The organism is Pseudomonas mandelii (assembly GCF_006438925.1).
Classification (GTDB): Bacteria; Pseudomonadota; Gammaproteobacteria; order Pseudomonadales; family Pseudomonadaceae; genus Aquipseudomonas; species Aquipseudomonas mandelii_C.
On sequence record NZ_RCZA01000003.1, the window covers coordinates 38,266 to 58,980 of the forward strand.

Consider the following 20,715-nt stretch of genomic DNA (forward strand, 5'->3'; position numbering starts at 1 on the left):
CACCGTTTCCCCCTTACGATAAGGGATAGGCAAACGGTTATGTTTATGACTAACAGCAACGATAAGAGTGGGGAGCTTTTGGGCCAGGAGCGACGGCGCCGCTGGAGCCCAGAGCAAAAACTGGCCATGGTTCGCGAGAGTCTTGAGCCAGGGCAAAGCGTTTCGGTGGTGGCTCGGCGCAACGGCATCAATGCCAACCAGCTGTTCCTGTGGCGCAAGCTGTACCAGGACGGCAGCCTGTCGGCGGTCAGTGCTGGCGAAGCCGTGGTGCCGGCCTCGGAGCTGAGCGATGCGCTCAAGCAGATCCGTGAACTGCAACGGATGCTGGGCAAGAAAACGATGGAAGCAGAAATCCTCAAAGAGGCCGTGGAGATCGCCCGGTCGCGAAAATGGATTGCGCACTCACCCTTGTTGCCGGGGGACGACCAGTGAAGCTGGTCAGCGAATGTCTCGGTGTGGCGCGCTCGCAATTAACGGTTCGAATCAAGCAATCGGTATCGCCCAAGGTACGGCGAAGCAGGCCCGTGAACGATGCTGAGCTGGTGGTAGAAATCCAACAGCAGGTCAGCGAGTTGCCCAGCTACGGCTACCGTCGTGTCTGGGGATTGTTGCGCCGCGAACGTGAAACCCAGTCGCTGCCAGCGATAAACGTGAAGCGGGTGTACCGGGTCATGCGTGATCACAACTTACTGCTGGAGCGGCGGATCAAACAACCCGGCGTGCCGCGTCGGCACGAAGGCCGTATTGCTGTGCAGACCAGCGATACGCGTTGGTGTTCTGACGGCTTTGAGTTCCGCTGCGAGGACGGCGCCAAACTGAGCGTGACCTTCGCCCTGGACTGCTGTGATCGCGAAGCCATCGGCTGGGTCGCGAGCCCGACCGGTTACAGCGGCGATGATATCCGCGACCTGATGCTGGAAAGCGTGGAGAAGCGCTTCGGTGATCAACTGCCCGCCACGCCGGTGCAATGGCTAAGCGACAACGGCTCGGCGTACACCGCCGAACAGACACGCCTGTTTGCTCGGCAGATCGGTTTGCAGCCGGTAACCACACCTGTGCGCAGCCCGCAGAGCAACGGCATGGCCGAGAGCTTTGTGAAGACGATCAAGCGTGATTACGTGGCGCACATGCCTAAGCCGGATCGCGAAACGGCACTGCGCAACTTGGCCATTGCCTTCGAGCATTACAACGAGCAGCATCCGCACAGCGCCTTGAACTATCGCTCACCGAGGGAGTTCAGGCGCTTGGCGGCAGCATCAATTTAACGGGGAGTTGGTGTCCGGTTTGGTAGGGGCAAGTCCAGAGAAGCCCATCAACTTGATCGCGATCTGCCCCTGGTCGTGATACATCGTGACCACCGCGTCGAACGCACTGGCATCGCCCTGAACCTTGAGGAAGATCGTGTCGGCCGGATACGGTCCTTCGGCCGCAATGCCCAGCGCCTGAGCCGAGCGCACGGCCGGGCCAATGATGTCCAGTTCTTCCCGACCGAACGAGCCGTTGTCACCGTTGTGCGGGTTCAACCCACAGACTCCAATGCGCGGCTTTTCCAGGCCATTGCGCTTGAGCGCGGTGTCGATCAATTGAATCGCTTCCACCACCCGCGTCTGACTGAGCATGCCTGGCACCTCGGCCAGCGCCACGTGGGACGTCACCCGCGAAGTCCAAAGGTTGTCGAGTACGTTGAATTCGCAGAACGGTCCGTGGAAATCCAGTAGCTCGGCGAACCAGTGCAGCTCATCGCTGTGGGCCATGCCGGCCATGTGCAGCGAGGTCTTGTTCAACGGCCCGAACAGCACCGCGTCGGTGGTGCCGGCCTCGGTCAGGCGCAGGGCTTTTTCCAGGGTATCGAGGCTGTAGCGACCGCCGATAACGCTGGCTTCGCTGCGGGGAAATTCACCAAGCGTGTCGCCACGAAAATCATAGAACAGCGGCGTGTCATCACGAAAATCCAGCTGATCCAGCGACTCGACGCGACGGTAAGGAAACTCCACCCCGGCGATGCGCATTCCACGACGCATTTCCGCCTCGTCGGCGATCAAAATCACATTAGCCTGGCTACGCACTTCGGGCTCGCCGAGCAGGCGTGCAATCAGTTCCGGGCCGATGCCCGCCGGGTCACCCAGGACCATCGCGATGGTTGTCTTGTTCATGCTTCACTCCTCAAGGGTTCAGGCCATGTCCGGTCAATGGCGCAAGGCTCGCAGCGATAAACCCGCTGCGCGTTGCTGTAGAAAAGACGCTCCTGATCGACGCTGGGCAGATCAGCAACGATGGATTTGAAACCGCTATAGATGTCGTCGAATGAGCCGCACAGGCTGTCCACCGGAAAGTTGCTGGCGAACATCGCCCGATCGGTGCCGAACATGGCGATCACTTCACGCACGATCCAGGCGTTGTCTTTGGCGCGCCACGCCTGGCCCATCTGGCCAAGGCCGGATATTTTCACCTGCACGTTCGGCCACTCGGCCAGCCGCGCCATCGCCAAACGCCAACCCGCCAGGCCTTTGGCACTGCGGTCATTGGGTAACCCGGCGTGGTTGAGAATCAACGTGGTGCCGGGAAAGTCCCGGGCCAGCCGTTCGGCTTCGTGCAGGTTCCACCAGGGTGTCTGCAAATCGAAATGCAGCCCAAAACCTTCGAGCGTGGCGAAACTGCGGCGCCAATACTCGTCGCTCATCAGGCTGCGAACGTGGCCGACCTGCGCAGGCGAAGTCGGTCCACCAGGTTTGTGGCGAACGCTGCGCACGCACTTGAAACTGGCTTGCTCGGTCAGTACCGCGATGGCGTCCGGACGGTCGAGCCAGGCTTGCGCCACAACGGCATTCGGCACGCCGTATCGGGCGGCCAGACCCTCGATGAACAGGGTTTCGCCAATCGGGTCTTGCGGGTCCCATTCGGTCTCGACGTACACCGTTTGCACCACGCGATGCGGGCCGACGTCAGCGAAATAATCATCAGGAAAATAGCGGCGCTTGATCGCACTGTAATCACCGTAACGAAACGGGATGTTGGCTTCGGGCGCAAGCCACGGATGGTCATTGATCGACGGGTCCCAGAAGTGATGATGGGCGTCGATGATCGGGCCGTTCCACACATTAACCATGACGCACCTCGTCGAGGCTGATGAACAACGTCGCCAGCACAAAGACTGCCGAGCACACCGCAAAGAACCCCAGCACCGGCGCAAAACCACCGGTCATTTGCAGAATGATCCCCACCAGAATCGGTACCGCGATGCCGCCGGTGCTGCCGGCCATGTTCATCACGCCGCCGATCAACCCGACTCGCGCCGGTGCTGCCAGCAACGCCGGGAAGCTCCAGTACAGGCTGCCCCACATAAGAAAAAAGGCGGTCATGGCCAACAGCGCCACGGCCGCAAAAGGATTGCTCAGGGTTGGCAGCAACAGGAACGCGCCGAGGGCTACCAGACCGGAAAACGCCAGCAGGCTCTTGACCGCCACGCCACGACTGATGCCTTTTCGGATCAACCCGTCGCAAAGGAAACCGCCAGTCAACGAACCCAGCGCACCGCACACAAAGATCACAAACGTAGCCGCACCAATCCCCTTGATATCAAAACCGCGAGCCTGCGCCAGGTAACTCGGGCCCCAGGTCAGCAGACCGAAATAAACCATCGCCCAACTGGCGCGACCGATCAGCAAACCACTCAAGGAACGTGCCGCGATGCCCAGGCCTTTGACCGGCACGCGCGCGGCTTCGGCAGCAGGCGTCGCGCGCCCGGCGTTGATCTTTTCCAGTTCTTCAGCATTCACTTGCGGGTGACTGGCCGGGTCATCACGCAGATAACGCCGCGCCAGCCAGGCCAGCACCAACGTCGCGATGCCGGCAATCACGAACGCCAGACGCCACGAATCCAGCGACGCAATCAGATAGGCAATGATCAACCCGCCCAGCGCCACGCCCAACGGGCTGCCACTGTCCATCAGCACCGCGCCGCGACTGCGCTCGCTCGGTGCTAGCCACAGGGAAATCAACTTGCCGCCAGACGGAAACAACGGTGCTTCTGCAGCACCAAGAGCAACCCTGGCAAACAACAAGGACAGGCCGCCAGTCGCCAATGCTGCCAGCACCTGGAACGTGCCCCACAACCCGGTGGACCAACTGATGACCCGGTGCGGCCCGAAGCGATCGATCATCCAGCCGCCGGGAATCTGCAACAGCGCATACGCCCAGAAGAAGCTGCTGAGGATCAGCCCTTGCAGGCTCGGCGACAGGGAAAATTCATGGGCGATGGTCGGCATCGCGATGGACAGCGAGACCCGATCGATCAGGTTGACCATGGTCAACGCAAAGATGATCGCGAAGATCCGCCAGCGCACGCTGCTGGCTTTGGTCGTGCCGGTCAGCGGTGTGGCCGCTGCCGCCGCTGGCTGGGCAACGGCGCCAGGCAGATGCAGGGAAGCACTGGAACGAGCCATGGTGCGTACCTCGTTTTATTATTGTTGTGGATTGCAACTTTGCCGCTTCATGGCGGCGCTGGTGAGCACTATCGAAGGCTGCGTGATAACCGTCTAATCAAAACTTGAAATCAGGTGATAGCCCCGGGTTATGGCATGCCCTGCTTTCAGGGAGCTTTCAACGTATGACGCAAACCCTGACTTTCCTCGCAAAAGGCTCTGGCGCAAGGCCTTCAGCAATAACGGGGATTTTGGCCGTCGTGACCTATAACCGCAGGCTATCGGTGTATGTATTGTTTTGACTAGACGCGGGGCCCGAGGCTTCACACACTCACTCCAGGCTTGCAGCTTTTGAGCACCGACAAGTCACTCATAACAACTACAAAAACGAGGCCCTTCCATCATGCGAAAAGCATTCGTCCGTCGCACATCCCGTCTGTTTCTTGGCTGCACGCTGATCGCCGCCGGCGCCCTTCCCGCTCTCGCTCACGCTGCTTGGCAGCCGGACAAGAATGTCGAAATCGTTGTCGCTGGCGGCCCCGGTGGCGGCACCGACCAGCTCGGTCGGTTGATCCAGTCGATCATCACCACGCACAAGTTCCTCGACGTTAATACCATCGTCCTGAACAAGGGCGGCGGCAACGGTGCCGAAGCCTTCCTCGACTTGAAGATGAACAAGGGCGATCCGGAAAAACTGGTGATCGGCACCAACAACATCTACCTGTTGCCGCTGGTGTCCAAGCTCGGTTACCAATGGCAAGAGCTGACCCCGATCGCTGCAGTGGCCGAAGACGACTTCATTCTCTGGAGCTACAAGGGCGCGCCGTGGAAGGACGCCAAAAGCTTCTACGAAGCGGTCAAGGCAGACCCATCGAACCTGCGCATGGGCGGCAGCCAGTCCAAGGACGTCGACCAGACGTTGACCCTGCTGCTGAACCAGACCACCCACAGCAAACTGGTGTACATCCCGTTCAAGAGCGGCAGTGAAGCCGCGACCCAACTGGCCGGCAAACACATCGCCGCCAACGTCAACAACCCCAGCGAAAGCATCAGCCAATGGCGCGGCGATCAGGTCGAACCGCTCTGCGTGTTCAGTAAAGAGCGTATGGCCTACACCGAAAAAGTCGCCGGCGAAAAATCCTGGGCCGACGTTCCAACCTGCCACGAACAGGGTCTGGGCATCGATCAGTATCGCTTCCCGCGCACCGTGTTCATGCCCGGCGAAGTCACCGCTGAACAACGGGCGTTCTATGTCGAGCTGATGCGCAAAGTCACCGAGACCCCGGAGTTCAAGGCCTACGTCAAACAGAACGCTTTGGTACCCACCTTCCTCGAAGGCGAGCCACTGACCGCCTACATTGAGAAAGACACCGCCCGCGTTACGCCGGTGTTCAAAGAAGCCGGCTGGCTGAAAAACTGAGTTGTTTGCGGCCGTCCGCCTGCGCACGGCCGTCACCTCTGGAGGTGCTTTCATGTCCCATTCTTCGGATTCACCGGCGCTGGTCGGTACCCGCTGGGTCGAACTCGGCCTGGCACTCTTCACCACGCTGATCGGCACGGTGGTGATGTTCGGCAGTCTCGAACAAGGTATCGGCTGGGGCGATTCCGGCCCTGAGCCGGGTTACTTCCCTTTCTACATTGGCTTGATGCTGAGCGCGGCGAGCGTAGCCAACGGGGTGTTGACCGTGGTGCGCTGGCAAGCCCTGAGCCTTTCATTCGTCAGCCGCAGTGCGTTCAAGCAAGTGTTGTCGGTGTTCATCCCGATTGCTCTGTTCGTCGGTGCCATGCCGTTCACCGGCATCTACGTGGCCTCGGCCTGTTTCATCGCCTGGTTCATGTGGCGTGACAAGGTCCGCACCAAGCCATACGGCAAGTGGATGATCGCCAGCGTGTCCCTTGGCGCAGTGCTCGCCAGTTACCTGATTTTCGCGCTGTGGTTCAAGGTCCCGCTGGATGCCGGCCCGATGGGCGACTGGATTGCCCTGGCCGGGAGAAATTTCAAATGAGTGAGTTCGATTCCCTGCTGCAAGGCATGAACCTGATCCTGACCCCGGGCCACATCGGCCTGATGGTGATCGGCGTGCTGCTGGGCATTCTGGTCGGCGTGTTGCCCGGCCTCGGCGCCCCCAATGGCGTGGCGTTGCTGCTGCCGCTGACGTTCACCATGTCGCCGGTGTCGGCGATCATTCTGCTGTCGTGCATGTATTGGGGCGCGCTGTTCGGCGGCTCGATCACCTCGATTCTGTTCAACATCCCCGGCGAGCCCTCATCGGTGGCGACAACGTTCGACGGCTACCCGATGGCCCGCGAAGGTCGTGCCGCCGAAGCCCTGACCGCCGCGTTCAGCTCGGCGTTGATCGGCGCGTTGGCCGGGGTGTTGTTGCTGACCTTCCTGTCGACAAAGATCGCCGCGTTCGCCATGTCTTTCAGTTCACCGGAGTTCTTTGCGGTGTACCTGTTGGCGTTCTGCACCTTCATCGGCATGAGCAAAAACCCGCCGCTGAAAACCGTGGTCGCCATGATGATCGGCTTCGCCATGGCCGCGGTCGGTATGGACACCGTGTCCGGCAACCTGCGCCTGACCTTCGACCAGCCGACGCTGATGACCGGCATCAGCTTCGAAGTAGCGGTGATCGGTCTGTTCGGTATCGGCGAAATCCTCTGCACCGTCGAAGAAGGTCTGGTGTTCCGTGGCGAGCATGCGCGCATCACCCCGATGATCATCCTGCGCACCTGGGCCAAGTTGCCGCGCTACTGGTGGACGATTGTGCGCAGCACGTTGGTCGGTTGCTGGATGGGCATCACGCCCGGCGGGCCAACGGCGGCGTCGTTCATGAGCTACAGCCTGGCGCGGCGTTTCTCGAAGAACCGCGAGAACTTCGGCAAGGGTGAACTCGAAGGCGTGATCGCCCCGGAAACCGCTGACCACGCCGCCGGCACCAGTGCCCTGCTGCCGATGTTGACCCTGGGCATTCCAGGGTCGGCGACAGCAGCGGTGATGCTCGGCGGCTTGATGATCTGGGGCCTGCACCCTGGCCCGACGCTGTTCGTCGAGCAACACGATTTCGTCTGGGGCCTGATCGCCAGCATGTACTTGGGCAACGTCGTCAGTCTGATCGTGGTGCTGGCCACCGTGCCGCTGTTCGCTTCCATCCTGCGGATTCCGTTCTCGATCATTGCGCCGATCATCATCATGGTCTGTGCCATCGGCGCCTACTCGGTACACAACTCGTTCTTCGACGTGGTGCTGATGCTGGGCTTTGGCGCGCTGGGATATCTGTTCAAGAAACTCGGTTATCCGATCGCTCCGCTGGTACTGGCAGCAGTGTTGGGGGATAAAGCGGAAGATGCATTCCGTCAGTCGATGCTGTTCTCCGACGGGCACCTGGGGATCTTCTGGTCCAACCCATTGGTGGGCAGCCTGACCACGGCGGCGCTGCTGATGCTGTTCTGGCCGTTGATTTCCAAGGCGCTGCAAACCCTGACGGGCCTGCGCAAACCCCACGTCGCCAAGCCAAAATCGGTGCTGTGACACAGCAATGCTGGCAACGCCTGACATTTGTTGTCAGGCTTGCCGCAGTCCTTTTTGCGAGCATGGCCCATGACCCGAATTCCTGAAGCCAACGTGATCCACAGCCGACTGCGTCTGCGCCAACTGCGGCTGATGCTGGCGTTGCAGGAATTCGGCTCATTGCGCCGCGCCGCCGACCACATCGGCATGACCCAGCCGGCAGCGACCAAGATGCTGCACGAGGCCGAGGACCTGCTGGGCGTCGAGCTCTTCGAACGCCTGCCTCGGGGCATGCGCTCTACCCCCTTCGGGGAAACCGTCATCTACTACGCGCGCATGGTGTTTGCCGAACTCAGCGGCATGCGTGAAGAACTGGTCGCGCTGGAATCCGGCAACCTCGGGCGGGTTGCAGTTGGCGCGATTCCGGCGCTGGCCTCGGGGCTGTTGACCCGAACCATCGCGACCTTGAAAAAAAGCCATCCACGCTTGTCGATGAGCATCCAGGTCGATACCAGCGACGTGCTGGTGCAGGCGCTTTTACAGGATCAACTGGATATCGTATTGGGCCGGATTCCGGCCGGTGCGCGGGCCGAAGAATTGCTCTTCGACAGTCTCGGTGAAGAAGCCTTGTGCGTGATAGCCGGTGCAAATAACCCACTGGCGAAGGAGACGCATCTGAGCTGGGCGGAATTACAAAACATGACCTGGGTGCTGCAACAGCATCCAAGCCCGATGCGCGCGATCATCAATCAAGTGTTCCACAACGCGCGGGTCGACATCCCCAGCAGCATCGTTGAAACCACCTCGATCATGACCTTGCTCTCGTTGGTGCAGCAGACCGACATGCTCGGCGTCACGCCGGTGTCGGTGGTGGAGGATTATCCTGGGCGTGATTTGCTGGCGGTTTTGCCAATCAAGTTCGAAGCGCGGTTACCGCCGTTTGGGCTGATCACTCGGCGTCATCGTATTCAGTCGTCGGCGATGCAGGCGTTCATGAATTCGGTGCGGGCCGAGCATGCGTTGGCCAAATAAAAAAGGCCTGGAGCTCATGCCCCAGGCCTTGTTTTGCTTCAAGCGTTTTTACGGAAGACGAACACCAGACCGACGATGATCAGCAACATGCCAAGCATGCTCAATGCCGCCAGCCGGTTGCCGAAAATCAGGTAGTCCATCACCGCCGTTACCGCCGGCACCAGGTAAAACAGACTGGTGACATTGACCAGATTGCCCCGGGCGATCAAGCGATACAGCAGCAAGGTCGCCAGCACCGACACGACCAATCCCATCCATAACACCGGTACGATAAAACCGGTGCCGTGTTCGAAATGAAAGGGCTGGAACGGTACGAAGATCCCGCAGAGCAACAGCCCGGCCAGGTACTGCACTGGCAGCGTGCCGAGTGGATTGTCGGTGATGCGCTTCTGCATGATCGAGCCGAACGTCATGCTCGCCAGCGCCAGCAAACCGAAGAACATCCCGGCCAACGACATACCGGCCAGACCGATGCCTTGGTAAACCACCATGACCAAGCCGGCCAAACCCAGTGCCAGACCGAACATTCTGCTGGTTGATCGCTGACGCTCCATGATCACCACCGTGAGAATGGGCTGCACGCCCATGATCGTCGCCATCACTCCCGGGGTGACTTTCAGGTCCAGGGCCAGCAGATAGAAAATCTGATAAGCCCCCAGCAACACCACGCCCGTGGCCATCGCATACAACATCGGCTTGCCGCCCTTGGGCAGCTTCAGTTTGAGCAACGGCACCAGCAGCACCAGACCGAATAGCGCGATGGCAAAGCGAAACAGTAGAAAGGCAAAGGGTGAGGCGTGAGCCAAGCCCCATTTGGAGAAGATCGCCCCGCTGCTCCACAGCAGAACGAACAGGCTCGTGGACGCCGCCGCGAGCGCGGTGTTTTTCGAAAGGACAAACATGAATACCACCTGTAGTCAGGCAAAAAGCCAACTCAGCCGAAGCTGAAATTCAGTAGTTTTTCAGGCGGACACTTTTTAGACGGGCATGGAAACAGCAAAAAAGAAGCTGATCAGCCCGAGAAGCCAACGCCTGGCGGTGATACGACTGCGCACACCGGTGTGCTACTGACAGGTGGGGGGTAATGACTGATCTGCGCAGGCTGTTGATTCCCGCACGGCACGACGCCAGCGTTGACCGCTGAATCGACTACCGCGTTGATGAGGGAAGCAGGCATTGGGCTGATCTTTTTTGAAGGGTAGAAAGTTGGGTTGGAAAACACCGAGCGCCGACTATAACCAGCGGGTCACATGGATTGCAATGATCTGGACAAAGGGCAACGATCTGTAGCAGCTGGCGAAGCCTGCGTTCGGCTCGGGCCGCGATCGGACGCAGCAGTCGTGAAACCTGAGCACGCTGTCTTCCTGAAACACCGCGTCGTCTGATTTCACGACTGCTGCGCAGCCGAACGCAGGCTTCGCCAGCTGCTACACAATAGGGTGTTTCGCCGGATACTTTTCTGTGTTCGGTATCAGCCAAACAACCAATATCCCAACAACGTCAGCACCACCACCGCCAACACCGGCCGCAGCACGCGGTACGCCTTGGGATTGCGACGCTTCCACCGTTTGACCACACCGCTGAACTTGTCGCTGGAGTTCTTGCTCCAGGCGTAAGCCTGGTTAATTCCGCCAACACGTTCGTCATCAAGGTTCTGCGGCGCAGTCGCGCGACCGAGCAGGCCACTGACCCAGCGGTTGATGCGGGTCATCAGGCGGTTGCTCAGCGGTCGTTCGATGTCGCAGAACAGGATGACCCGAGTCTTGTCCGTTTCGTTCTTGACCCAATGAACGTAGGTTTCGTCGAACATCACGTCATCGCCATCACGCCAGGCGTAGACCTGACCATCGACGAAAATCCGGCAATCGTCGGAGTTCGGTGTCGACAGCCCCAAGTGATAACGCAGGGAACCAGCGAATGGATCACGGTGCGGGTTGAGGTGGCTGCCGCCTGGCAGCAACGCGAACATGGCGCCTTTGACGTTGGGAATGCTGCTGACCAGTGCCACGGTTTTCGGGCACAGGGCTTCAGCCGATGGCAGTGGTTTGTCGTACCACTTGAGGTAAAAGCGCTTCCAGCCTTTTTTGAAGAACGATCCGAAACCGGCGTCGTTGTTCCTTTCGGCGGCGCGGATGTAACCCTCGTCGAACAAATGCATCGCTTCGTCGCGGATGACTTCCCAGTTGTCCTTGAGCACGTCCAGTTCCGGGAACTTGCTGCGGTCCAGATAGGGTTTGGACGGCACACTGGAGAACAGGTACATTAAGGCGTTATAGGGCGCGAACAAAGCTGAATGGTTGACGAACTGACGCAGGACCGGCAATCGTGCCTTGCCGCGCAAATGCACATAGAGAGTGCTGCCGAGGAACAGCAGCAACAGCGACGCTTTCGCGGCAAGGGAAAAGGTCATCAACAACTCCTTGATAGTAGACAACTCTGCGCAACGCCATTTACCCGACGTGGCAGCCGGCCATGATAAACATTACCGGCCTCGGGAAACACCCGTGTATCCCAACATTCAGTGTTAAGGATTGCGCAATAAAGCACTTCTTAACATAAGGTTCCTGAACGGGGGCTGACCTGAATCACCCCCTCCCACTGGATCAAAAAATCGCAACGCCTATTGCTGATTCTCCTGCTCGGTAAACAGATCACTGAACAGCATGCTCGACAGGTAGCGTTCACCGGAGTCCGGCAGGATCACCACGATGGTCTTGCCCTGCATTTCCGGGGTTTCCGCCAGGCGGACGGCCACCGCCATGGCGGCGCCGCAGGAAATGCCACTCAAAATCCCTTCTTCCTGCATCAGGCGCCGGGCCATGGCCTTGGATTCTTCATCGCTGACCAACTCAACCCGATCGACCATCGACAGATCAAGATTTTTCGGCACAAAACCGGCACCAATACCCTGGATCTTGTGAGGGCTCGGCTTGATTTCTTCACCGGCCATTGCCTGGGTGATGACCGGCGACACCGCGGGCTCCACCGCCACCGAAATAATCGGTTTGCCCTGGGTATTCTTGATATACCGCGAAACCCCCGTAATGGTTCCACCCGTTCCGACCCCTGCCACCAGTACGTCGACGGCACCGTCGGTGTCGTTCCAGATTTCCGGACCGGTCGTTTTTTCGTGGATGGCCGGGTTGGCCGGGTTTTCAAACTGCGACGGCATGAAGTAGGCAGCCGGGTCGCTGGCGACAATTTCAGCAGCCTTCTCGATTGCTCCTTTCATGCCCTTGGCCGGTTCGGTCAGTACCAGTTCGGCCCCCAGTGCCTTGAGCACTTTGCGTCGCTCGATACTCATGGACGCCGGCATGGTCAGCATCAGCTTGTAACCGCGAGCCGCAGCGACGAACGCCAGGCCGATACCGGTATTGCCTGAGGTCGGTTCGACGATGGTCATGCCAGGCTTGAGTTTGCCGGTGCTTTCGGCGTCCCAGATCATGCTTGCACCGATCCGGCACTTGACCGAGTAACCGGGGTTACGCCCTTCGATCTTGGCCAGGATGGTCACGCCGCGCGGGGCGATACGGTTGATCTGCACCAGCGGTGTATTGCCGATGGAATGGGCGTTGTCAGCGTAGATACGGCTCATGGCTGGGTCCTTATACAGCGTTAAATAAGCTCTCCAAGGTATGCCTGTTGCCCTTGATCGTCCAGTCAGTCGAACGTCCCGTAACCGCAGCAGTCAATCGTTGTACAACGCCAGAGATTTGCCATCATGAAACGCAGATACAGTTGGCCCCTGTGGACCCTCGCCGGCCTCGTTGTGCTGCTGATTGCCCTGCACATCGCCCTGCCCTACATGGTGCGCGACTACTTGAATGACAAGTTGGCGAACATGGGCGACTACCGTGGCCAGATCACTGATGTGGACCTGGCCCTGTGGCGCGGAGCGTACAAAATCAACGGGCTGAAAATCGTCAAGGTCGTGGGCAAGGTCCCGGTGCCTTTCGTCAACGCGCCGCTGATCGATCTTTCCGTCAGTTGGCACTCGCTCTGGTACGACCACGCCGTCGTGGCCAAGGTGCAGTTCTTCAAACCCGAGGTGAACTTCGTCGATGGCGGCGCCAACAAGCAAAACTCCCAGACCGGTCAGGGCACCGACTGGCGTGCGCAGTTGAGCAAACTGGCACCCATTACCTTGAACGAAGTGCGGATCAACGATGGCAAGATCAGTTTCCGCAACTTCAACTCCAAGCCCCCCGTGAACATGAACGCCACTCAGGTCAACGCCAGCATTTACAACCTGACCAACGTGGTCGACACCAAAGGCAAACGCGACGCTCGCTTCGACGGCAAGGCGCTGCTGCTCGGGCACGCACCACTGGAAACCACCGCCACCTTCGACCCTTTTAGCAACTTTGAAGATTTCGAGTTCCGCCTGCGGGCCAAAGACATCGAGCTCAAACGCATGAACGACTTTGCCTCCGCCTATGGCAAGTTCGACTTCAATGCAGGTCACGGTGATGTGGTCATTGAAGCGCAGGCTAAAAAAGCTCAATTAACGGGTTACATCAAACCACTGCTGAAAGACGTCGACGTGTTCAATTGGCAGCAGGACGTCGAGAACAAGGACAAAGGGATTTTCCGCTCCATTTGGGAGGCCATCGTCGGCGGCTCCGAAACGGTGCTGAAAAACCAGGGCAAGAACCAGTTTGCGACTCGCGTGGAACTGAGCGGCAATGTGCATCGCCGAGATATCAGCGCCTTCGAGGCTTTTTTGCAGATTTTACGCAACGGCTTCATCCAGGCCTTCAATGCCCAATACGAACGGCCCAAGCCGGACGCCGGTTAAGGCTTGCGTGTGACGGTGTAACGACCGGTTTCTTCCGCCGCCCTCGCCGGGTTCAATTGCCGCTGCAAGAAGTCCCAGCCCAGGCAGGCCAGTGCCAGCGATCGCGGAACGGCTTCACGACCACTGCTGTAACGCGTAATGCTGCGGGCGCTGACCCCCAACGCTTCGGCCGCCTGATTGAGCGGCAACCCGGTGCGAGCGCGCCAGTCGATGAAGATCCGGGTGTTTTCGTCCAACGCATTTTGTGCGAGAGCATCCAGATAAAGGGTGTCTGCACCGATCTGGATATCCAGTTCGGGCCACTCAACACTCCAGCCATCGTCGCCCAGGGAGGCCCCTTCGAAAGCGCCAGCCTCCAGCAATGGCTGCAATCCTGGGTAGGCACGCAGGTCCCGACTCAAATCGAGGTTCAGTTGCTGACCGTCGATAAAGGTCAGCATAAGGCGGTGATCCGGCAACGCCTGCACGGACGACAGCCGTGGTCGTTTCATGGGTAACATCGTTTCCAATCCTCCAGCAATTGCACCTGATGGGCCCTGACCCACTCCAGCGCTTCCTTGATAATCAGCGGCGGCGCCTTGCCCACCATCACTTCGATGGTTTCCAGGCTGAGCATGACGTCCAGCCCGCCACCGGTCAGGTGCACATGGGGCGGCGGATGATCCTTCTCACGCAACTGAATGCGGTACGTATCGCGAAATCGGTATTTAGTAGACATGTGCCGCAAGCTATCGCCAAAATGGCGATAGCTCAATACTGGCTAGCGGCCGAGACTGAGTCAAGATGTGACGCCCCATTCAGAGACTGAATAAGCCGTCTGCGTTCACAGTCGACCGGGCACCGCGTTATAGTCGGGTACTACAATTATTGCGCCCCGCCCTGCCTCGTTCAGGTCGGCGTTACCGTTCGAGGATTAGCAGATGAAGTTCGAAGGCACCCCGGCCTACGTCGCCACCGATGACCTGAAGCTGGCGGTCAACGCCGCCATCACCCTGGAGCGTCCGCTGCTGGTCAAGGGCGAGCCGGGCACCGGTAAAACCATGCTCGCCGAGCAACTGGCCGAGTCCTTCGGCGCCAAATTGATCACCTGGCACATCAAGTCCACCACCAAGGCGCATCAGGGCCTGTACGAGTACGACGCGGTCAGCCGTCTGCGCGACTCGCAACTGGGAACGGAAAAGGTTCACGACGTTCGCAACTACCTGAAAAAGGGCAAGCTTTGGGAAGCGTTTGAATCCGAAGAGCGGGTGATCCTGCTGATCGACGAAATTGACAAGGCCGACATCGAGTTCCCGAACGACTTGCTGCAAGAACTCGACAAGATGGAGTTCTACGTTTACGAGATCGACGAGACCATCAAGGCCAAGAAACGCCCGATCATCATCATTACCTCCAACAACGAGAAAGAGCTGCCGGACGCCTTCCTGCGCCGTTGCTTCTTCCACTACATCGCGTTCCCCGACCGCGTCACGCTGCAGAAAATCGTCGACGTGCACTACCCGAACATCAAGAAAGACCTGGTCAGCGAAGCGCTGGACGTGTTCTTCGACGTGCGCAAGGTGCCGGGCTTGAAAAAGAAGCCATCGACCTCCGAACTGGTGGACTGGCTGAAGCTGCTGATGGCCGACAACATCGGCGAAGCGGTACTGCGCGAGCGCGATCCGACCAAGGCTATTCCGCCGCTGGCAGGCGCGTTGGTGAAGAACGAACAGGACGTGCAATTGCTCGAACGTCTGGCGTTCATGAGCCGTCGCGGCACTCGCTGATCCCTCTGTTTAACAAGATAGAGGGCGATAGCCATGCTGCTTAACCTGTTCAATGAAATGCGCGCAGCCAAAGTACCAGTCTCGGTACGGGAGCTGCTGGACCTGATCAACGCGCTGAAACAGCGCGTGACCTTCGCCGACATGGACGAGTTTTATTACCTGTCCCGGGCGATTCTGGTGAAGGACGAAAAGCATTTCGACAAATTTGACCGGGCCTTCGGTGCCTATTTCAACGGCCTGGAAAAACTCGACGACCACCTTCAGGCCTTGATCCCGGAAGACTGGCTGCGCAAGGAGTTCGAACGTTCCCTGTCCGACGAAGAGCGGGCGGCGATCCAGTCCCTCGGCGGCCTGGACAAGCTGATCGAAGAGTTCAAGAAACGCCTCGAAGAACAGAAAGAACGCCATGCCGGCGGTAACAAGTGGATCGGCACTGGCGGCACCAGCCCATTCGGCTCGGGCGGCTTCAACCCGGAAGGCATTCGCGTCGGCGATGCCGGCAAACGCCAGGGCAAAGCGGTCAAGGTCTGGGATCAGCGCGAGTACAAGAACCTCGACGATTCGGTCGAGCTGGGCACGCGCAACATCAAGGTCGCCCTGCGGCGGTTGCGTAAATTCGCTCGCCAGGGCGCGGCGGAAGAATTGGACATCGATGGCACCATCGACCACACCGCCCGCGATGCCGGGCTGCTGAACATCCAGATGCGACCCGAGCGGCGCAACACCGTCAAGTTGTTGCTGCTGTTCGACATCGGCGGCTCGATGGACGCCCACGTGAAGATCTGCGAAGAGCTGTTCTCGGCCTGCAAGACCGAGTTCAAGCACCTGGAGTACTTCTACTTCCATAACTTCGTTTATGAATCGGTGTGGAAGAACAATATGCGCCGCACGTCCGAGCGCACCTCGACCCAGGACCTGCTGCACAAATACGGTGCCGACTACAAAGTGATCTTCATCGGTGACGCCGCCATGGCGCCGTACGAAATCACCCAGGCCGGCGGCAGCGTCGAGCATTGGAACGAAGAAGCGGGTTATGTGTGGATGCAGCGGTTCATGGAGAAGTACAAGAAGGTCATCTGGATCAACCCGTATCCGAAAGATACGTGGGGCTATACGTCGTCGACCAACATTGTGCGGGACTTGATTAACGACCAGATGTATCCGTTGACGTTGCGGGGGTTGGAGGAAGGGATGCGGTTTCTTTCCAAATAATCTCTGTTGGCTGGTCTGACGCTATCGCGAGCAGGCTCGCTCCCACAGTTGATCTCCAGCGGACACATTATTTGTGTACGACCAAAATCCAATGTGGGAGCGGGCCTGCTCCGGGCGGCGTTCCGACGAAGCTTTTAGCGGCCTAAAAACCGGCGTAGATACTCGACTTGCTCCCGATGCGCGACATCCTGCACCACCGGTTTCAACCGTACCCGCGTCCCCGGCAGACACTGCGCCAATCGCGCCAGCGCCAACGGCGTCAAGGCGCCCAATCGCGGATAGCCACCAATGGTCTGCCGATCATTGAGCAACACAATCGGCTGCCCGTCCGGCGGCACCTGAACCGCACCCAGCGGGATGCCTTCGGAAATCATCGGTTTACCCTGATACTGCAACGCCGTTCCCAGCAAGCGGATGCCCATCCGGTCGGCACGGCTGTCGAGGGTCCAGACGCTGTTGAACGCGTCAAACGAACTCTGTCCACTGAACTCGCCAATCTGGGCACCGAGCACCAGGTCCAGTGGCGCGTTGAGTTTGAAATCCGGCACCTGTTCGGGCGCCAACGCCCGCAGCAACAGCAGCGAGCTCCCCGAATAGCTCAACTGCGCGTCTTTGACCAACGGCCGGCCCATGCCATCCAGCCCGCCGAGTTCCTCACGGACCACCGTTGCGCTGCTGCCCAACACCTTTGGCGCATCAAATCCGCCCGGGGCTGCCAAATAAGCCCGGGCCCCAAGCAGCGGTTGAGTGAATTGCAATTGCTGACCTTTGTTCAGCCTGAAACTGCGCCACGGTGCCAACGCCTCGCCATCCACCTGCGCCCCCAGATCCGCCCCGGCCAACGCCAGCACGCAATCCTCTTCGGCAACGACGGTGAACCCGCCCAGGGTGATTTCAATCACCGGTGCATCCAGGCCATTGCCCAGCAACCAATTAGCCCACGACATCGATCGCCAATCCGCCGCCCCACCCTGGGTCACGCCCAGATGCCGCACGCCAAAACGGCCAGCATCCTGCAACAGGCACAGCGGTGTACTCGCTTCTATTGATAGACGGCTCATGCCTGCGCCTCCAACGGCGTGTCATCACCGCCCAGATTGATGAATTCGGCATGGCTGACGGCTTCGAAGCGCACCGTGTCGCCCGGTTGCATCAGGCTGTAGCCGTCGCGTTCGCGGTCGAACAATTTGGCCGGGGTGCGGCCGATCAGATTCCAGCCACCGGGGGACACCACCGGGTAAGCGGCCGTTTGGCGTTCGGCGATGCCGACACTGCCGGCGGCTACCTTTTTACGCGGAGTGTTCAGACGCGGCGCCGCCAGCGCTTCTTCCACCAGCCCCATGAAGGCGAAACCCGGTGCGAAACCCAATGCAAACACCTGATATTCGCGCCAGCTGTGGCGGCGGATCACTTCATCCACGGCCAATCCGCTGCGCTGGGACAACAGGCTCAACTCCGGGCCAACGCTCAAGTCATACCAGACCGGCAACACATGACATTTGCCGCGGGTACAGGCGTTGGGCGACAGATCGATCAAGGCCTCAGCGATCAGCTCCCGAGCCTGGGCCGGACTCAACGCGGTCAGATCGTAATGCACCATCAATGTCGTATAAGACGGCACCAGATCGATCAGATGCCCGGCGAACGCAGCACGCAGACTTTCACTGGCGGCGAGCATCCATGGCATGTTGGCCTCGCTGATCTCATCAAACAGACGGACCATCAAGCAATCCAGCGCCACCACTTCCACCCGCAGGTTCATGGCGCGCTCTGCTGATCAAGTGCTTCGCGAATACGCCGCACGGCGGCTACCGAACTGGCATTGTCGCCGTGTACGCAAAGGGTATTGGCCTGCAAATGCAAGGCACTGCCATCGCTGGCCGTGAGGTTGCCGCCGCGGGCAATGGTCAGCGCCTGCTCGATGATTGTTTCGGGATCGTGATGCACTGCGCCCGGCAGTTGCCGCGAGACCAGCATTCCCGCGCTGTCGTAAGCGCGATCGGCGAAAGCTTCAAACCACAGGGTCACACCATATTCATCGCCCAATTGCTGAGCTGCGCTGTTGTCGCGAGTGGCCATCAACATCAACGGCAACTGGCGATCATAGGACGCCACGGCCTGAAGCACCGCGCGCAATTGCGCCGGGTTGGCCATCATGTCGTTGTACATCGCACCGTGTGGCTTGACGTAACTCACCCGCCCGCCCTGAGCCCGGCAAATGCCGTCGAGAGCGCCGATCTGGTAATGCACAATGTCCTGAAGTTCCTGGGCGGCGTAGGCCATGGAACGGCGGCCGAAGCCGACCAGATCCTGATACGCCGGATGTGCGCCGATCTGCACGCCATTGCTCAAGGCCAGGCTGACGGTCTTGCGCATGATGCTCGGGTCGCCGGCATGAAAGCCGCAGGCGATGTTGGCGCAATCGATGAAGGGCATGACCTCGGCGTCCAGACCCATGGTCCAGTTGCCGAAACTCTCGCCGATGTCGCAGTTCAATAGCAGGCGGCTCACGATGAACACTCCTGTAGGTTTTATTCTTTTAGCTGTAGGCATTCGCCCGCAGATTATCAGCTACTCGGCTTCCAGTTGCTTGCCACGGGTTTCCGGCAAGCTCAGCGCCGCAAGGATCACTACCCCGTAGGACACAGCCGCAAAAGCACCGATTCCCACACTCAATGGCACCTTCTGGCTCATCAAGCCGATCAACAGCGGGAACAACGCCGCCAGCGCCCGGCCGATGTTGTAGCAAAAGCCCTGACCCGAACCGCGAATCCGCGTTGGAAACAGCTCGGTCAAAAACGCGCCCATGCCGCTGAAAATCCCCGAAGCGAAGAAGCCCAAAGGAAAGCCCAGCCAGAGCATCACGCCATTGCTGACCGGCAATTGGGTGTAGAACAGAACAATGGTGAACGAGCCGACCGCAAACAGAATGAAGTTCTTTTTACGCCCGAGGATGTCAGTCAAATACGCGCTGATGACATAGCCGATGTAGGAACCGACGATCACCATCGCCAGATAACCGCCCGTACCGAGTACGCTCAAACCGCGTTCGTTCTTCAGAAAGGTCGGCAACCAGGAGGTGATCGCGTAGTAGCCGCCCAGAGCACCGGTGGTCAGCACCGAAGCGCGAATCGTGGTGAAAAGGATGCCGGGAGCGAATATCTCGTAAAACTTTGCCGGATTACTGGGCTCTTGCTTAGCCTTGGCTTCGCGATAGATTTCCGGGTCCTTGACCAGTCGGCGGACGAAGATCACAAAGATCGCCGGCACGATGCCAAGGATGAAGAGTGCGCGCCAGGCGTCTTCCGGTGGCAGCACCGAGAACAGCAGCGCATACAAGATCGCCGTCAGTCCCCAACCCAATGCCCAGCCGGATTGCACCATGCCCACCGCTTTGCCGCGGTCCTTGGCGCGAATTACTTCACCCATCAGCACCGCGCCAGCGGTCCATTCGCCGCCGAAACCGAAGCCCATCAGGGTGCGGCTGATCAGCAGTTGCTCGTAGTTCTGGGCGAAGCCGCAGAGGAAGGTGAAGAAGGCGAACCACAGCACGGTGAGTTGCAAGGTGCGTACGCGACCGATGCGGTCGGAGAGAATCCCCGCCACCCAACCGCCGATGGCCGAGGCGATCAGGGTGCTGGTGTGAATCAGCCCGGCCTCGCCGGTGGTGATGCCCCACATCGCAATCAGGGTCGGCACCACGAAGCTGAGCATCTGCGTGTCCATGCCGTCCAGGCCATAGCCGATCTTGCAGCTCCAGAACGTGCGGCGTTCCTGCTTGTTGATGTTGTGGTACCAGTCGAAAGGTCCCGGGCGAACCGTGGCTTTTGGGATGTCGAGCGTGTCGGGCGCACTCATGGCAAATCTCCGCGCTAATTTTTATTGGTATTGTTCTGAGCCCCGACGACGCCTATCGTGGGAACCGGATGACCTGATTTTTGGGCTGCCGGCCCTGCTGCGTCCAACTAATAAAAA

At 59.3% G+C, this 20,715-nt stretch carries 19 protein-coding genes and 1 pseudogene; 8 read left to right on the forward strand and 12 right to left on the reverse strand.

Annotated elements, in window-relative coordinates; translation table 11 throughout:
* Positions 1-45: 45 nt before the first annotated feature.
* A protein-coding gene (locus tag EAH74_RS07170; protein ID WP_430539734.1) for an IS3 family transposase occupies positions 46-1,265 on the forward strand; the annotation gives its coding sequence in 2 pieces (ribosomal slippage) (positions 46-391 and positions 391-1,265; 1,221 coding nt in all).
* A gap of 36 nt (positions 1,266-1,301) precedes the next feature.
* Here EAH74_RS07170 and EAH74_RS07175 read toward each other — a convergent pair.
* The 3 genes and pseudogenes from EAH74_RS07175 to EAH74_RS07185 all read right to left on the reverse strand — a co-directional run.
* Positions 1,302-2,153: pseudogene (locus tag EAH74_RS07175) on the reverse strand (4-hydroxythreonine-4-phosphate dehydrogenase PdxA); the annotation flags it as partial.
* On the reverse strand, positions 2,150-3,106 hold the full coding sequence (locus tag EAH74_RS07180) for an amidohydrolase family protein (protein ID WP_140677317.1): 957 nt from the start codon (positions 3,104-3,106) through the stop codon (positions 2,150-2,152). The pseudogene EAH74_RS07175 and the gene EAH74_RS07180, both read right to left, overlap by 4 nt.
* Positions 3,099-4,442 carry an MFS transporter gene (locus tag EAH74_RS07185; RefSeq protein ID WP_140677318.1) on the reverse strand — a complete coding sequence of 448 codons (1,344 nt, stop codon included), beginning with the start codon at positions 4,440-4,442 and terminating at the stop codon, positions 3,099-3,101. Before EAH74_RS07185 ends, EAH74_RS07180 begins: the two co-directional genes overlap by 8 nt.
* Positions 4,443-4,824: 382 nt before the next feature.
* On the opposite strand from EAH74_RS07185, the gene EAH74_RS07190 reads away from it, so the two are divergent.
* The 4 genes from EAH74_RS07190 (at position 4,825) to EAH74_RS07205 (ending at position 8,964) form a co-directional block, all read left to right on the forward strand.
* Positions 4,825-5,841: a Bug family tripartite tricarboxylate transporter substrate binding protein gene (locus tag EAH74_RS07190; protein ID WP_140677319.1), complete on the forward strand. Its 1,017-nt coding sequence runs from the start codon at positions 4,825-4,827 to the stop codon at positions 5,839-5,841.
* 52 nt (positions 5,842-5,893) lie between these two features.
* The gene (locus EAH74_RS07195; RefSeq protein WP_140677320.1) at positions 5,894-6,427 is read left to right on the forward strand and encodes a tripartite tricarboxylate transporter TctB family protein; all 534 of its coding nucleotides are present in this window, start codon (positions 5,894-5,896) and stop codon (positions 6,425-6,427) included.
* Positions 6,424-7,953, forward strand: a complete 1,530-nt coding sequence (locus EAH74_RS07200) for a tripartite tricarboxylate transporter permease (RefSeq protein WP_140677322.1) — start codon at positions 6,424-6,426, stop codon at positions 7,951-7,953. The genes EAH74_RS07195 and EAH74_RS07200 overlap by 4 nt, the downstream gene beginning before the upstream one ends.
* A gap of 69 nt (positions 7,954-8,022) precedes the next feature.
* A complete protein-coding gene (locus EAH74_RS07205; protein WP_140677323.1) occupies positions 8,023-8,964 on the forward strand; it encodes a LysR family transcriptional regulator in 942 nt (313 codons plus the stop codon).
* Positions 8,965-9,002: 38 nt separating this feature from the next.
* On the opposite strand, the gene EAH74_RS07210 is transcribed toward EAH74_RS07205, so the two are convergent.
* The 3 genes from EAH74_RS07210 to cysK all read right to left on the reverse strand — a co-directional run bounded on the left by EAH74_RS07210 (position 9,003) and on the right by cysK (position 12,559).
* Positions 9,003-9,866 (reverse strand): DMT family transporter, encoded by an 864-nt coding sequence (locus EAH74_RS07210; RefSeq protein ID WP_140677324.1) that lies wholly within the window; start codon positions 9,864-9,866, stop codon positions 9,003-9,005.
* 569 nt (positions 9,867-10,435) lie between these two features.
* Entirely contained in the window at positions 10,436-11,374 is a 939-nt protein-coding gene (locus EAH74_RS07215) for an aspartyl/asparaginyl beta-hydroxylase domain-containing protein (protein ID WP_140677325.1), read from the reverse strand.
* A 210-nt stretch (positions 11,375-11,584) separates the two neighbouring features.
* Positions 11,585-12,559 carry a cysteine synthase A gene (gene cysK, locus EAH74_RS07220; RefSeq protein WP_123366754.1) on the reverse strand — a complete coding sequence of 325 codons (975 nt, stop codon included), beginning with the start codon at positions 12,557-12,559 and terminating at the stop codon, positions 11,585-11,587.
* Positions 12,560-12,685: 126 nt separating this feature from the next.
* On the opposite strand from cysK, the gene EAH74_RS07225 reads away from it, so the two are divergent.
* Entirely contained in the window at positions 12,686-13,762 is a 1,077-nt protein-coding gene (locus EAH74_RS07225; protein ID WP_140677326.1) for a DUF748 domain-containing protein, read from the forward strand.
* Here EAH74_RS07225 and EAH74_RS07230 read toward each other — a convergent pair.
* Entirely contained in the window at positions 13,759-14,262 is a 504-nt protein-coding gene (locus EAH74_RS07230; RefSeq protein ID WP_140677327.1) for a DUF2442 domain-containing protein, read from the reverse strand. The genes EAH74_RS07225 and EAH74_RS07230 overlap by 4 nt on opposite strands.
* A complete protein-coding gene (locus tag EAH74_RS07235; protein WP_170206615.1) occupies positions 14,250-14,480 on the reverse strand; it encodes a DUF4160 domain-containing protein in 231 nt (76 codons plus the stop codon). Before EAH74_RS07235 ends, EAH74_RS07230 begins: the two co-directional genes overlap by 13 nt.
* Before the next feature lie 202 nt (positions 14,481-14,682).
* On the opposite strand from EAH74_RS07235, the gene EAH74_RS07240 reads away from it, so the two are divergent.
* A complete protein-coding gene (locus EAH74_RS07240; protein WP_140677330.1) occupies positions 14,683-15,528 on the forward strand; it encodes an AAA family ATPase in 846 nt (281 codons plus the stop codon).
* Between the two features lie 33 nt (positions 15,529-15,561).
* Positions 15,562-16,740 carry a vWA domain-containing protein gene (locus EAH74_RS07245; protein WP_074874318.1) on the forward strand — a complete coding sequence of 393 codons (1,179 nt, stop codon included), beginning with the start codon at positions 15,562-15,564 and terminating at the stop codon, positions 16,738-16,740.
* Between the two features lie 134 nt (positions 16,741-16,874).
* Here the strand turns inward: EAH74_RS07245 and EAH74_RS07250 are convergent, their stop codons facing one another.
* The 4 genes from EAH74_RS07250 to EAH74_RS07265 are packed head-to-tail and all read right to left on the reverse strand — an operon-like array spanning position 16,875 to position 20,598.
* The gene (locus EAH74_RS07250; protein ID WP_140677332.1) at positions 16,875-17,801 is read right to left on the reverse strand and encodes a biotin-dependent carboxyltransferase family protein; all 927 of its coding nucleotides are present in this window, start codon (positions 17,799-17,801) and stop codon (positions 16,875-16,877) included.
* Positions 17,798-18,502 (reverse strand): 5-oxoprolinase subunit B family protein, encoded by a 705-nt coding sequence (locus tag EAH74_RS07255; RefSeq protein ID WP_140677333.1) that lies wholly within the window; start codon positions 18,500-18,502, stop codon positions 17,798-17,800. The genes EAH74_RS07250 and EAH74_RS07255 overlap by 4 nt, the downstream gene beginning before the upstream one ends.
* The gene (locus EAH74_RS07260; protein WP_140677335.1) at positions 18,499-19,251 is read right to left on the reverse strand and encodes a 5-oxoprolinase subunit PxpA; all 753 of its coding nucleotides are present in this window, start codon (positions 19,249-19,251) and stop codon (positions 18,499-18,501) included. Before EAH74_RS07260 ends, EAH74_RS07255 begins: the two co-directional genes overlap by 4 nt.
* Before the next feature lie 60 nt (positions 19,252-19,311).
* A complete protein-coding gene (locus EAH74_RS07265; protein ID WP_140677336.1) occupies positions 19,312-20,598 on the reverse strand; it encodes an MFS transporter in 1,287 nt (428 codons plus the stop codon).
* Positions 20,599-20,715: the final 117 nt, after the last annotated feature.

What these genes read in the sequence shown, in the direction of transcription:
- EAH74_RS07225 (WP_140677326.1), top strand. Translation starts at nt 12,686, where the DNA reads ATGAAACGCAGATACAGTTGGCCCCTGTGGACCCTCGCCGGCCTCGTT.
- EAH74_RS07240 (WP_140677330.1), top strand. Translation starts at nt 14,683, where the DNA reads ATGAAGTTCGAAGGCACCCCGGCCTACGTCGCCACCGATGACCTGAAG.
- EAH74_RS07190 (WP_140677319.1), top strand. Translation starts at nt 4,825, where the DNA reads ATGCGAAAAGCATTCGTCCGTCGCACATCCCGTCTGTTTCTTGGCTGC.
- cysK (WP_123366754.1), bottom strand. Translation starts at nt 12,559, where the DNA reads ATGAGCCGTATCTACGCTGACAACGCCCATTCCATCGGCAATACACCG.
- EAH74_RS07265 (WP_140677336.1), bottom strand. Translation starts at nt 20,598, where the DNA reads ATGAGTGCGCCCGACACGCTCGACATCCCAAAAGCCACGGTTCGCCCG.
- EAH74_RS07250 (WP_140677332.1), bottom strand. Translation starts at nt 17,801, where the DNA reads ATGAGCCGTCTATCAATAGAAGCGAGTACACCGCTGTGCCTGTTGCAG.
- EAH74_RS07185 (WP_140677318.1), bottom strand. Translation starts at nt 4,442, where the DNA reads ATGGCTCGTTCCAGTGCTTCCCTGCATCTGCCTGGCGCCGTTGCCCAG.
- EAH74_RS07210 (WP_140677324.1), bottom strand. Translation starts at nt 9,866, where the DNA reads ATGTTTGTCCTTTCGAAAAACACCGCGCTCGCGGCGGCGTCCACGAGC.
- EAH74_RS07195 (WP_140677320.1), top strand. Translation starts at nt 5,894, where the DNA reads ATGTCCCATTCTTCGGATTCACCGGCGCTGGTCGGTACCCGCTGGGTC.
- EAH74_RS07215 (WP_140677325.1), bottom strand. Translation starts at nt 11,374, where the DNA reads ATGACCTTTTCCCTTGCCGCGAAAGCGTCGCTGTTGCTGCTGTTCCTC.
- EAH74_RS07235 (WP_170206615.1), bottom strand. Translation starts at nt 14,480, where the DNA reads ATGTCTACTAAATACCGATTTCGCGATACGTACCGCATTCAGTTGCGT.
- EAH74_RS07180 (WP_140677317.1), bottom strand. Translation starts at nt 3,106, where the DNA reads ATGGTTAATGTGTGGAACGGCCCGATCATCGACGCCCATCATCACTTC.
- EAH74_RS07205 (WP_140677323.1), top strand. Translation starts at nt 8,023, where the DNA reads ATGACCCGAATTCCTGAAGCCAACGTGATCCACAGCCGACTGCGTCTG.
- EAH74_RS07245 (WP_074874318.1), top strand. Translation starts at nt 15,562, where the DNA reads ATGCTGCTTAACCTGTTCAATGAAATGCGCGCAGCCAAAGTACCAGTC.
- EAH74_RS07200 (WP_140677322.1), top strand. Translation starts at nt 6,424, where the DNA reads ATGAGTGAGTTCGATTCCCTGCTGCAAGGCATGAACCTGATCCTGACC.
- EAH74_RS07230 (WP_140677327.1), bottom strand. Translation starts at nt 14,262, where the DNA reads ATGTTACCCATGAAACGACCACGGCTGTCGTCCGTGCAGGCGTTGCCG.
- EAH74_RS07255 (WP_140677333.1), bottom strand. Translation starts at nt 18,502, where the DNA reads ATGAACCTGCGGGTGGAAGTGGTGGCGCTGGATTGCTTGATGGTCCGT.